The sequence below is a fragment of the Paenibacillus sp. SZ31 genome (genome assembly GCF_012912005.1).
In the GTDB taxonomy this organism is placed as follows: domain Bacteria; phylum Bacillota; class Bacilli; order Paenibacillales; family Paenibacillaceae; genus Paenibacillus.
The window spans coordinates 325,900-338,663 of sequence record NZ_JABBEA010000003.1 but is presented as its reverse complement, the minus strand read 5'-3'; the positions used below and the strand labels follow the sequence as shown (position 1 = coordinate 338,663).

The following is a 12,764-nucleotide window of genomic DNA, read 5'->3' as shown; positions in this document are numbered from 1 at the left end:
GATCCGGGAGCTAATTACGTTTCAATTCTATAAGACGTCGTTACATCGTTCCGCCACCCTGGCGAATGGAGGCAGGAATCTTTTCAGGTCCCTGATTAATATATTTATTGATAAAAGTACCCACTTTAGCATCGTCGAATTGGTCGAGTTTCATCGTTTTGGTCCATGCAGTCACGACAACTTCACTGCCTTCGGGGATATCCTTGTTTGGTACAGCCAGTATACCTGCCCCGGCTTCGCGAAATTTGGCAAGGTATTTCAGATGCTCTTTCAAGTCCTCGCTGGCGTTCTCACGATAATAGATGATGATATCTCCGTGCTCCAGATTGTGTACCAGGTAATTATAGCCCGGGAAGTCGGTATAAAATCCAAATTTGATATCATGCGGGTTATGCGGCCCCGATGTTGGGATTGTCATCTCATACTGGATCGGGTCCTCTGTATGGTCTGCCCCAGAGTATTTATCGTCAGTCACATCGATTGTCGCGTTGGACGTCAGATCAGCTACATCATATTTTGCCCCTGCACCCTGTAGGAAGAACAGACCAAACGTAACAATTGACACAGCCATCAATGCATGTGCGATCAGCCGAAGGTATCGACTTTTTTTCTGGATGTCCGCCCGTTCTTTCTTTTTCATGTGGCCCAGGATTTTGCCTTGTGTGCGTGATGCCCAGATATAAGCGGCGATGGAGAACAGCAACACGATTGCACCCACGATGAGCCACAGGTAGGATGTACCTGCTTCGTGCTCCATTTGCATATGATTCATATGAGACATGTCCATAGAGAGTTCCTCTGCTTTCTGTGTAAAATGAGTGATCAATACACTACATAATGTAGTGTTAATAACAACAGTGGATCCTCTCATTACGTAGCGGGAGTTGCTAGGTCCGTGTTTGTTACGTAAATAAGAACATACCTATTGCACTACACATTATAGTGTATGAATCATGCTCAGCGCAATGCTGCCTTGGAAAACCAAAAAAAAGACCTTCCCCGCGCGAGCAGGGAAAGCCTGGTATGAATCTAAAGAGCCAGGAAAATTTTCATTGGAATAACCATTTCACGAAAACGTAGATGACAGAAAGAACCTGAAGGTTGTTCTGTCATCGAAGTAACGAGTGTAAACAGCTTTATTCCAACTGAACTATTTTACAGACGTCCAAAAGGCGAAAGCATCAGGCCGATCAGTCCAATAATAATTTCACCCAACAATCGATACAGAATAAAGAACACGACCGCATTGGCGATTAATACGCTGTACATACTGTCGATGGCTGCTTTGGTACGATTCAGTGGATATTGGAACAGCACCGAGTTCAGAGCGACAAAGATAATGATATACGAGACAGCGAGCAATGAGATCGCGATGGAATACGAGATGATAATAAACAAATTCGCCAGAACAAGGGATACGACAGCAGGAACAAGTAATGTACCGAACTGGGCAACCAGTGTTTTGGGACGGAATGTTATTTTTTCAATCTTCAGAATAGCGTACATCAGTGCAATAGAGGCAATCAGGATAATGGCGGTGAACAACAGCGGCCGGATAAATCCACCGATGAACAAGCCGTCCATGCCTATGCGACTAAAGGTAATTAAGAAGTATGTAGAAGATAGGACTGCAATCAGCGCCATCGTCAGCCATCCGTTAATGGAGTGCTGGTCACCAACGGTTTTCATCGTCTGATAAGGACGGGCCAATACACTGAGGAAATAGGATAGATACTGTTTGCTTACTTCTTTGGCTTGCTGAACTTTCTCATTCTGTACGATATTATTCCACTGATTGGAGCTATTGTCTCCTGCAGAAGCATGGTCATCGCTGCCTGTTGATTCTGTTGACTGTTGCTTTTGAGTAGAGACGGATGGTGTGTTGGATGGAACGGGTTCCTGGGAAGATGTGGCTTGCGTACTGGACCAACGGGTGTATTCGGGTTCAGAAGCAGCAGCAGATTCCGGGTTCGGTACTGGAGTGGACGAAGAGGTTGTCTGCGTTAGATTAGAGCCGCACCTCTCGCAAAAGTGGGCATCTCCATTTTCGTGATTACATACTGGACATTTCATGGTATAAGCCTCCAATTTCTAGAAAATAAAAACAGGTAAACATTGTGTCTCATTTTAACGGTTGATGACGAAGTTTGTCTATGTTTCGCAGGAATTAATACCCATAGAGAAAAATTTGAAACAATGAATCGAATCCTGTGTATGAAAACGGGGCTTAGAAGTAACAATAGTATAGGAATGACATGCAGGCATATTAATGTAAATTCACTGTGGTATAAGACGAATTGTTTTTGACCGTTAATGTCTCATCGTTCGCTTTTATGTGTTATTCTCATGTTAACTATATCTTTTGGGTTGCCTACGATCGTATATTTATGTATAATCAATCGTGTTAACACGTCGAATGTACGGTAGTAAGAGATGTGGGTGAGTTCATGGAACTACTGGACAGCAATGAGAGCAAGAAGAAGATGTGCCAGTATTATAACGAAATTTCGAAGGAACTGTTCGGATTTGGCACCACTCTCCTGAGAGTGACCATTGACCAGAATATTGTGACCTTCTACGCGAAGCACCGACGTTCACCGCGCTCTGACGCCCTGGAAGGGGAGGCCCCCGGCTTAAAGCTGGAAGTGGACTTCCGCATGTCTGTCTTATATAAGAAGAAATTCCGGGAGAAGCTCGAGCAACACATGGGTTTGCCAATTGAAGCTATATTGCGGGATTATGATGCGTCCACTCAGTGGGCGATCACGAATGTGATTCTGGAACAGGCCTAAGGATGGATCGGCAGGATTGATTCTTGTTGATGTATACGGAGGTTATGGCCCGGATTCATGATCAGGTTCCATACAATTTCATATGATGGCGTCTGTCTTCGGATTGATTCTGAAGCAGAAACCGATGATGTACCGGCAGCGGGTGTCGCTTTCCTTTGTTTACGAAGAAAAGTGTTCTTGTTTATACAAGAGCACTTTTCTTTTTGTTTTTTCATACACATCACATATATCAGGGGGAATTAGGATCATGATGAAAAAGTGGATTAGCGGTTTGGCAGCAGTGGCAATGACATCAGTATTACTTGCAGGTTGTGGCAGCACAGAGGATGCAACAGGCGGATCAGGCAGTGGGGGAACAGCAGCTACCAAATTGGTTATCTCCACTTGGGGATTCTCGGAGGATTTCTTCAATGAATCGGTATTTGGTCCTTTTGAAAAAGAACATAATGTAGACATCGTACTCGAAGTCGGCAATAACGCTGAACGTCTGAACAAAATCCGTCAGGGTACATCGAATGTCGATGTCATCTACCTGTCTGACTACTATGCACAACAAGGTATTGATGAAGGTCTGTTTGAGAAAATCGATCGCTCCAAAATTCCAAATGTAAATGACATTTATGATATTGCCAAAGCACCACTTGGTGAAGATTATGGCCCGGCCTACACAGTTGGACAGCTCGGTATCGCTTATAACCCGGACCTCGTATCCAAAGAAGTGACTTCATGGAGTGACCTGTGGGACCCGGCGTTCGAAGGTAACCTGACTATCCCGAATATTACGGCAACAGCTGGCCCAATGGTTGTGGATGCAGCTTCCCGTGTAGCCGGAAACGATACGTTTAATGAAGATGCGGCATTTGCTGAACTGAAAAAACTGAGCGGCAATGTGGTGAAATTCTATAGCCAAACGTCCGAGTTCGTGAACATGTTCTCCCAAGAAGAGATTGCAGGTGGACCGATCATGGAAATGTATTTCAAAGATCTGAAAGCAGCCGTGCCTAATGCGAAGTTTGTTACACCTAGCGAAGGTGCATATGCCGTGATGAACACAATCAATGTCGTGAAGGGCAGCAAAAACAAAGAGCTCGCTGAAGAGTTCATCAACTGGCAGCTGAGCCAGGATGTACAAGCGAAATCTGCCAAAGCTAAAGTCGATTCTCCTGTTAATACCAAGGTTGAACTGACTGCTGAAGAAGCAGAAGGCGTAACATATGGTGCGGACGTGGTTGAGAAGCTGAACAAGCTGGATATGGAATTCGTGAATCAACAGGTTAAAGGTTGGACAGATCGCTGGAACCGTGAGATTGCACAATAAAACATACAACCGGATGTCTTAAAAGTTATCTTTGATCAACATGTTTAACTTATATCATTTGCAGCAAGCAACCATATCACCGCATAGGAGTTGAGAACGGATGAGTGAATCGCTGAATCGCATCATTTTGGATGTGGACACGGGGATTGACGATGCACTGGCGATTTTGCTGGCGGTCAAAAGCCGGAAGCTGGACATCCTCGGCATCACCACGGTCTGTGGGAACGTATCACTTCAGCAGGCAACAGAGAATACGTGCAAAATTCTTGAACTCGCGGGTGCACCAGACATTCCAGTGATTGCCGGAGCAGCTGGACCACTCATTCGCAAGTCGCATTATGAACATCGGGTACATGGACAAGATGGATTGGGTGGTGCGCTGCCTGATCCGGCCGTGTCTAAGAAAGCCGAGGAAGGTTTTGCACCAGACTTTATCGTGGAACAAGCCAAGTTGTATCCAGGCGAACTGACATTAATCATGACTGCACCCTTAACGAACTTGGCCCTCGCGCTGATGAAGTGTCCTGAATTGCCTTCTTTATTGAAGGAAGTCATCTTCATGGGTGGTGTTGTTCGCGGACATGGCAACATTACACCGACCGCCGAGTACAACACATACGCTGATCCAGAGGCCGCACGCATCGTACTGCATGCAGGCATCGAGAAGCTTACCCAAGTCGGACTTGATGTGACGCGTCAAACATTGCTGAATGAAGCAACGATTGAGCGCCTTACTGATCCTGCACTGCGCGCATATGTCGCTCAAAGCACGGAGATTTACATCAACCGTTATGAACAAATGAACGGCGTCCGCGCTTGCGCTTTACATGATCCACTAGCCGTGGGCGTAGCCCTTGCCCCGGAACTGGTAGGACGCAAATCGTATTACGTCGATGTCGAAACCGCCAGTCGCCTGTGCGATGGCCAGATGGTATGCGACTTCCAAAACCGTTTGGGCGAGCAGCCCAACACCCTCGTCTGCGAAACCGTAGATGCGGAAGCATTCCTTGAACTGTTTATCAACGCGTTAAACGCGTAGTTGCTCTGCCCAATAAGATATTTATACGATTGCGGAGAGTGCAGAACCGATCTGGAGAAGCGAAGCGTTCCCCTTTATCCCCCGATTTTCACCTATGAAAATGAATCAAAAAATCGGGGGATAACAGGGATCGAAGGACGGTACTGCAGTCGGAGTACTCAAGTATCAATCTCGAATTAAATTTACAAGTCAGGAGTATCGCGATGAAGAAATCAGTAATCTACTGGCTATTGCTGCCGGGATTCGTGTTTTTGGCGGCATTTATGATCATTCCGATTGTCCTGACGATCGGGTCGACGTTTTTCCAAGAAAACTCCTTCACGTTTGAAGGATACATGCATTTTTTCAGAGACCCATACTTTTTGAAAATATTGCTTACGACGCTGCAAGTCAGCGTGGTCACCACCATCGTCTGTGTGGTGCTCGGATTCCCGACAGCTTATTATATTTCGCAGAAAGCGCCGCGTCGCAAAGGCATTTTGCTGGCACTGGCGATCTTCCCACTGCTGACGAGCCCGGTCGTGCGCTCGTTTAGCTGGATGATTATCCTTGGACGCAAAGGGCTGATCAATAACACCCTTGTTGGCCTGGGCATCGTGGACAAGCCGCTGGATATTCTGTACACGCCGGCAGCGATGATGATCGGTCTGACGCATCTGTTCCTGCCACTGATGATTATCTCTCTGGTCGGTGTACTTGAGAACATTGACGGTGACCTGCTCAAAGCAGCACAAAGTCTGGGTGCATCGCGCATTACGGCATTCCGCCGGGTCGTGTTCCCACTGGCTGTGCCAGGACTTGTGATCGGAGCTGTGCTTGTTTTTGTCGGAAGCCTCACGGCGTATACCACACCTGCCCTCCTAGGAGGTAAGCAACGCGTGATTGCTACGTTCCTGTATCAGAACGCCATGACCCTCAACGACTGGTATCTGGCCTCGGTTGTTGCCGCGATTATGATTGTGATTACATTTGTCGTGGTCGGTGTCATGAACAAAATGGCCAAAACTTTAAATCCGAAGGGGTAGACATATGCGGGAGAAACATATCGGGCTGGGCCTGTTCAGTCTGCTGGTCTTTATCTTTCTGCTGGGCCCGCTTCTGATCATATCGGTCACTTCGTTTGAACCGGGAACGGTACTCAAATTTCCGCCGGAAGGCTTCTCCTTCCGCTGGTATGAGAATATTTTCAACACAGGCGGTTTCCTCCGCACATTCCAGACGTCCATCATCATTTCCTTACTGGGGAACCTGTTGGCACTGGTGCTCGGAGTTCCGGCTGCGTATGCACTTAGTCGTTACGATTTCAAAGGCAAGTCCGTGCTGAACGCACTGTTCCTGTCCCCGGTGTTGATCCCGGGAATCGTGCTTGGTTTTACATTGATGAAATACCTGATCGTAATCTACCATCTGCCGATGTATCTCGGATTGTTGATTGGTCATACGATTATCATGCTTCCATTTATCATTCGGGTTATCGCATCGAGTCTGTCGAGCTTTGACTTTGCAGTGGAAGAAGCTGCGCTGAGTCTTGGTGCGGGACGGGTAAGAACGTTCTTCACGGTCGTGCTGCCTAACATCCGCTCAGGAATTATCGCTGCCGTGCTGATTGCCTTCTTGGAGTCCTTCAACAACGTGGACATCTCGGTGTTCATGACCGGACCAGGGGTAAGCACATTACCGATCCAGATGCTGACTTATGTGGAGAATTATTTTGACCCAACGATTGCAGCGATTTCCGTGCTGTTGATGGTACTGACCGGACTCTTAATGTTCGTGATCGAACGGATCATGGGCGGATTTTCATACTTTACTAAACGTTAATTGGAGGCGCAGAACGCTATGGCATTGCTGACATTAGACCACGTATCCGTGGCATACGATAAGCAGACAATCCTGAAGGATTTTCAGTTGGAGCTGGAAAAAGGTAAACTGCTCTCCCTGCTCGGACCGAGCGGTTGCGGCAAAACAACTACGCTGCGCCTCATCGCCGGATTTCTGGAAGCATCACAGGGCAAGTTTATGTTCGGCGGCAAGGATTATACGAAGGTTCCGGCGAACAAGCGGAACTTCGGATTTGTATTTCAGAGTTATGCGTTATTCCCGCATCTATCGGTCTATGACAACGTGGCCTTTGGCCTGCGGATGCGCAAAGTAAAAGACAAGGATATCTCTTCCCGTGTGATGCGAATCCTGGAAGTCGTTAACCTGAATGGATTTGAGAAACGTTTTCCACAAGAACTGTCAGGTGGACAGCGTCAGCGTGTAGCCATTGCTCGTGCATTGGTCATTGAACCTGACCTACTCTTGTTCGACGAACCGCTCAGTAACCTGGATGCCAACCTGCGCCTCAACATGCGGGTGGAGATTCGTCGCATTCAGCAAGAGCTGGGCATTACAACGTTATATGTCTCTCATGACCAGGAAGAGTGCTTCTCGATCTCGGATCAGGTAGCGATTATGAACAAAGGCGTGGTTGAGCAGCTCGACCGCCCGGAAACGATTTTCAAATATCCGGCAACGGAGTTTGTAGCACGATTCATCGGATTCCATAATTTCATTGAATTCGCTGAGCGTACTGATGCAGGTGAAGTAATCACACTGAGCGCAGGTGGACGCACGTTTACAGCAACCGCTCATCCCGGAACAGCACGTCCCGGTGCCCGCAAAGGCGCAATTCGCCCGGATGATCTGATTGTTAGTGGAGATACCTCTGCGGATGTGGTGAACGCCTTGCCGGGTATTATCAAGGTCAGCACGTATCTGGGACGCAGTTATCAGTATGTGATCGAGACGGAACTCGGTGACTTTACAGCAAATCAAGAGATGGAAACACCGTACCTTAGTGGGCAGCGTGTTAGCCTGATTTTCCCACAGGACAAGCTTGTATTGGTAGAGTAGTCGTGAATGTAGTAATAAGAGCAGCAAAGAAGGCATTTCATGCGATGATTCCGGACGAGGCAGTGGTACGCAATCAAGTGCAGTGCATCTGATTAAAGTGTAGGTTCATTGTTCAGTCCGGATCTCGGTGAAATGCTTGTGAAAAAGGAGATTATGCCCCATGCGTGCAGATCAACTAATTGTGAATGTACATGTGTATAACAGTTATTATAAACGGTTTGAAATGAATAACGTCGCTGTACTCGACGGCAGATTCTTATACGTTGGGCCCGGCGGACCGGAGATGATTCAGGCAGACGAAGTCATTGATGCGCGGGGAAGATACATGATTCCTGGCTTGATCGATATCCATCTGCATATCGAAAGTACGATGGTGACACCGGAAACCTTTTCCCATGGTCTGATTGGCTGTGGGGTAACATCCATTGTCGCAGAACCGCATGAGATGGCGAATGTGTTCGGACTGGAAGGTGTACAGGAAATGATGGCTGTGAGTCGGGAGACGACGGTGGACATGTTCTATGCGATCCCGAGTTCCGTTCCGGCAACCCCGATGGAGACAACAGGTGGTTCAATTGAAATCGAAGATATGGACGTGCTGCTTGCCACTGGCGAGATCATCTGTCTGGGCGAAATCATGAACTATGTCGATGTCATCCGTGATCCGGAATGCAAGACAAACCAGATTTTACAGCATATTCGCAAAAACTATCCGGATCTTGTGATCGAAGGTCATACACCGAAACTGCTTGGACTCGATCTGCATCGACTGATCTACGCAGGTATTGATTCCGATCATACTCATCAGAGCATTGAGGGATTACAGGCGCGGATTGCGGCAGGTATGTTTATTGAAATTCAAGAGAAATCAATGACCACGGAAGTCATGGAGTACCTGATTCAACATGATGTGGCGCAGCATTTCTGCTTTGTAACGGATGATGTGATGCCGGATTCACTGGTGGAGCATGGTCATCTCAATCATATCGTACGTAAAGCAATTCAGATGGGGATGCGGCCGGAAGATGCGATCTACGCCGCAACATCTACCCCTGCTTCCCGGATGAAAATGACCGATCGTGGCAGCGTGGCCCCGGGCAAAGTGGCCGATTATGTGTTGTTATCCAACCTGGAGGAGCTCTCTATTGATCAGGTGTACAAAAACGGCCGCAAAACTTATGACAATTCCGAACCGTATAGGCAAGAACGAGTAATCGGGCAATTTCCACCTCACTTCTATAAGAGTGTGCAGTTGGAGAAGCTGGGCGTAGCAGATTTTGCAATTCAGTTGTCAGACCCGAAAGTCAGTGGATCAGGTGTTGATCTCGCTGATGAGGGTGAGTATCAATGTCGTGTCATGATGGTGAAGGATGGTTCTACTTTCGTGGAAGAGCATATTGCACCGGTTCAGTCTGCGGATGGCGAATTGCTATGGGAAGAAAGCGGATATGCGCAGATCGCGACCTTTGAACGTTATGGCGTGAACGGCAATCGTGCACATGGTCTGATCGGTGGAGACACCATCAAACGCGGCGCCATTGCAACGACATATTCACACGACAATCACAACCTGCTGGTTGTAGGACGTAATCGTGAAGATATGATATTGGCAGCTAACACAGTGATTTCGAGCCAGGGTGGCTTCTGTGTGGTGGAAGACGGCAAGGTGCTGTCCCATCTGGAACTTCCCGTAGGTGGCATTTTGACGGAAGAACCACTGGCAGTGGTATCCCATCAAGTGAAGGAACTGAGAGCAGCGATGTTGTCACTTGGATATGTGCATTACAACCCGATCATGTCGATCAGTACTCACTCTCTTGCGGTAAGTCCTGCACTGAAGATCACGGACCATGGTCTGATTGATGTGAATGCAGGTAAGGTTGTATCGTTAATTGTTTAAGTGGGATAGACACCTCTGGTGGTCTGCTTGCGATGATCCATTAGATTATTCGTTATTATATCGTTTGTGTGTTCTATAAGAAAAAGAAGCCCCAGTTCACTCAGGTGAGCCGGGGCTTCTTTTTCACGGATTCATATTCGTATTATCATGTTCGTGTAATTATATATAATCCGAACCCCGCTTATTTTAATTTCTCTGGATTTTTCACCTTAATGGAGACCACTTCCCCGCAATCCAAACAAACGGTATATACTCTTTCCGAACCAATTGACAATTTCTTATCCAATGGACGAAGATTGATGAAGTCAGATGCCTGTACGAAAGACGTGCTTCCACAATCGGTGCATTTCTTTACAGAAGTACTCATATGTTCATTCCACCTTTTTATCATTTTGGATGTGTTCTTTAATAAATTATATTCCAGTAACTGGGATGAGGCAATCACTGATTGTCCACGGCTATTATTTGAGTAAGACTATGTACTCCATTGGAAAAAGAGTCCTCCATCATCGTGTCCTACTATTCATCTTAAATAGCAGGACACGATGATGTAAGGACTACTCCTTATATCTTTGATTTACCAGGTAAGCCAACCGCTTGTACGTTTATAGTTGTACAGAAGATCATATTGCTCCTGGTACATGAGACGCTTCATTTTGGTTCTATACAGACGATAATCGTGTTTACGAGCGGGTTTACATTCTTTGTTGTAATGCGTGCTCTTGATTCCTTTACGGTGATCTTTCAGCTTTTCTTTTCTTGGATCAATGAACTTCTTGTTGTGTCTCTGTGCAAAAGCTGTTTCATTTTCCCATGATTGAATCTCTTCCTGTGTGAACATCTTCATCCCCGTTGTACCGGGCTAGATTTTGGCTTGAGTAGCCAGTGCCTTGAGCACAACTAATAGAAGAAGAATTTTGGGTTGAACATCGTCATCACCTCAGATTTAATCATCCTTATTTTAACATATAAAGCCGTCCGATCAATGCTGGTCTAAGCTTTATTATGGGCACTGTTCTGGAGTAGAAGTGATCATGCAACAAATCCCTTTTGGACGAGCCATAGGATTACATATATAGTAGTAAGAAGAGAATGCTTGAGACAGGAGCAGGGGGATCGGTAACAACTATGAATATAAAAAATGAAGCTAAAACGATATTTTTCGATGTGGACGATACGTTATATGATCACTTGCAGCCGCTTCGTGGCGCGTTGCAGGACGTTCTCGGCCTGCCGGATGATTTCTCTTATGCTGAGGCCTATCATCGTTTTCGTTATTATAGTGACTGGCTGTCTGCACAAGAAGATTTGTCCGCTGTACCAGAGCCGGATGCAGTGGAGCGAATGCGCCGTCGGAGGTTTGAGTTGACGATGGAAGAGTTCGGACTCCCCCTACAATCGGGACAGGCTGAAGAACTGCAAGCACAGTATTTGAGCAGACAGTTCGAGATTGTACCTTTTGAAGGAGCATATGAGCTGATCAGAAGGCTTCAGGCAAAAGGCCATACTGTTGGTCTAATCACCAATGGAGAAGGAGAGCATCAGCAGCGTAAGCTTGAAGCACTGGATGTGCTCAGTCTCGTGGACGAGCATCTGATCTTTATCTCCGGTACGACTGGTTATGCCAAGCCGGATCGCAGATTGTTCGAATATGTGAGTAAGCAGTCTGGGACAGATGCCCGTTCCAGCTATTACATCGGAGATTCGTGGCGTAATGATGTGGTAGGTGCAGTGGATGCAGGCTGGACAGTCATCTGGTTCAACCATCGGGAGGCGCCGCCGGAGTCCGATCATCAACCTCATTTTGTAGCATCGAGCTATGAGGAAATCAGTCGTATTCTGACTTTTGAGTTTGTTAAGCAATAAAATTGTACAGGTGGGTTCAGGCAGTCCTATCATCTCGCGGAGATGAAGGGCTGTTTTTGCGTTATGTGCACTGTGAGAATATTCGCAGTATGTGAGCGTAATTAAAGGTATAAATAAAAAGTGGGATCTGGTGCAGGAAGTACTACACACCCTCATTAATCAGCCGTGTGGACAGTGTAACTCCACTTTTTTTAATGATATAGGATGAAGCTCAGCTTCATGGAATCTTCATGTACAAGACAGGGCAAAATCCTTCCCAAACCGTATATGCGGTGTTATAATTAAAACAAGATTTAGATTAAGTCTAAATTAAAATAAGCAAACCAAAGCAATCCATCATAAAATTCAAATTCTATTTTTATATTCGAGAGGGGATAAATTCCATGAGCACAATCCAAACTAGAAACAACACTTTTGCTAACAACGCCACAGCACTTCAAGAGGTCCTGAACCGTCAGATCGCAGGCTGGTCCGTACTGTACACGAAACTGCATAACTTCCACTGGTATGTCCAAGGACCTCATTTCTTCACACTGCATGCCAAATTCGAAGAACTGTATAACTTGGCTACGGCGAATATGGACGAAGTTGCAGAACGTTTGCTGGCTATTGGTGGACGTCCAGTGGCTACGATGGGTGAACAGCTGCGTCTGTCTCCGATTGAAGAGGCACAAGGACCGTTGTCTGCTGAACGTATGGTAGAATCGGTAGTTGCTGATCTGCGCACAATGGTGGAAGTGATTCGTCAAGGCATTCACGAAGCAGGAGAAGCGGAAGATAACGCAACGGAAGATATGCTGATTGGATTCACCGCTACGTTGGATAAAGAGGTCTGGATGTTAACCGCATTTCTGGGCAAATAAGCAAAGTCACCCTACATCCTGACAACGATATGTAGAGTCCGTGAACAAAGTGTCCGTTCGCTTACAAATCCGGTGCGCTTGCCGTATA

The 12,764-nt window shown here is 46.6% G+C and carries 13 protein-coding genes; 9 read left to right on the top strand and 4 right to left on the bottom strand.

All coding sequences use genetic code 11. The features are described from left to right. Positions 1-40: 40 nt before the first annotated feature. Positions 41-787, bottom strand: coding sequence for a DUF3105 domain-containing protein (locus HF638_RS08935; RefSeq protein WP_169479886.1), 747 nt, complete (start codon positions 785-787; stop codon positions 41-43). Between the two features lie 368 nt (positions 788-1,155). Then, positions 1,156-2,073, bottom strand: a complete 918-nt coding sequence (locus HF638_RS08930; protein ID WP_169479885.1) for a zinc ribbon domain-containing protein — start codon at positions 2,071-2,073, stop codon at positions 1,156-1,158. Positions 2,074-2,447: 374 nt separating this feature from the next. Here HF638_RS08930 and HF638_RS08925 point away from each other — a divergent pair, with 374 nt between their 5' ends. The 7 genes from HF638_RS08925 to HF638_RS08895 all read left to right on the top strand — a co-directional run bounded on the left by HF638_RS08925 (position 2,448) and on the right by HF638_RS08895 (position 9,947). Continuing rightward, positions 2,448-2,792, top strand: a complete 345-nt coding sequence (locus HF638_RS08925; RefSeq protein WP_017691786.1) for a Na-translocating system protein MpsC family protein — start codon at positions 2,448-2,450, stop codon at positions 2,790-2,792. Positions 2,793-3,042: 250 nt separating this feature from the next. Then, positions 3,043-4,110: an ABC transporter substrate-binding protein gene (locus HF638_RS08920; RefSeq protein WP_169480046.1), complete on the top strand. Its 1,068-nt coding sequence runs from the start codon at positions 3,043-3,045 to the stop codon at positions 4,108-4,110. Positions 4,111-4,222: 112 nt separating this feature from the next. Next, complete coding sequence (locus HF638_RS08915) at positions 4,223-5,149, top strand: nucleoside hydrolase (protein ID WP_169480045.1); 927 nt, start codon at positions 4,223-4,225, stop codon at positions 5,147-5,149. A gap of 203 nt (positions 5,150-5,352) precedes the next feature. After that, complete coding sequence (locus HF638_RS08910; protein WP_036612869.1) at positions 5,353-6,174, top strand: ABC transporter permease; 822 nt, start codon at positions 5,353-5,355, stop codon at positions 6,172-6,174. 4 nt (positions 6,175-6,178) lie between these two features. Next, positions 6,179-6,970, top strand: coding sequence for an ABC transporter permease (locus HF638_RS08905; protein WP_169479884.1), 792 nt, complete (start codon positions 6,179-6,181; stop codon positions 6,968-6,970). An 18-nt stretch (positions 6,971-6,988) separates the two neighbouring features. Then, positions 6,989-8,047 carry an ABC transporter ATP-binding protein gene (locus HF638_RS08900; RefSeq protein ID WP_169479883.1) on the top strand — a complete coding sequence of 353 codons (1,059 nt, stop codon included), beginning with the start codon at positions 6,989-6,991 and terminating at the stop codon, positions 8,045-8,047. Positions 8,048-8,207: 160 nt separating this feature from the next. Continuing rightward, positions 8,208-9,947, top strand: coding sequence for an adenine deaminase C-terminal domain-containing protein (locus HF638_RS08895; RefSeq protein WP_169479882.1), 1,740 nt, complete (start codon positions 8,208-8,210; stop codon positions 9,945-9,947). A 181-nt stretch (positions 9,948-10,128) separates the two neighbouring features. Here the strand turns inward: HF638_RS08895 and HF638_RS08890 are convergent, their stop codons facing one another. After that, positions 10,129-10,314 (bottom strand): hypothetical protein, encoded by a 186-nt coding sequence (locus HF638_RS08890; RefSeq protein WP_076332428.1) that lies wholly within the window; start codon positions 10,312-10,314, stop codon positions 10,129-10,131. A gap of 210 nt (positions 10,315-10,524) precedes the next feature. After that, complete coding sequence (locus HF638_RS08885) at positions 10,525-10,788, bottom strand: hypothetical protein (RefSeq protein WP_248278079.1); 264 nt, start codon at positions 10,786-10,788, stop codon at positions 10,525-10,527. 287 nt (positions 10,789-11,075) lie between these two features. Here HF638_RS08885 and HF638_RS08880 point away from each other — a divergent pair, with 287 nt between their 5' ends. Together HF638_RS08880 and HF638_RS08875 are read left to right on the top strand one after the other, a co-directional pair. Beyond that, a complete protein-coding gene (locus HF638_RS08880; RefSeq protein ID WP_169479881.1) occupies positions 11,076-11,813 on the top strand; it encodes an HAD family hydrolase in 738 nt (245 codons plus the stop codon). Positions 11,814-12,196: 383 nt separating this feature from the next. Beyond that, positions 12,197-12,676: a Dps family protein gene (locus HF638_RS08875; protein WP_211175557.1), complete on the top strand. Its 480-nt coding sequence runs from the start codon at positions 12,197-12,199 to the stop codon at positions 12,674-12,676. The last annotated feature ends 88 nt before the right edge of the window (positions 12,677-12,764 follow it).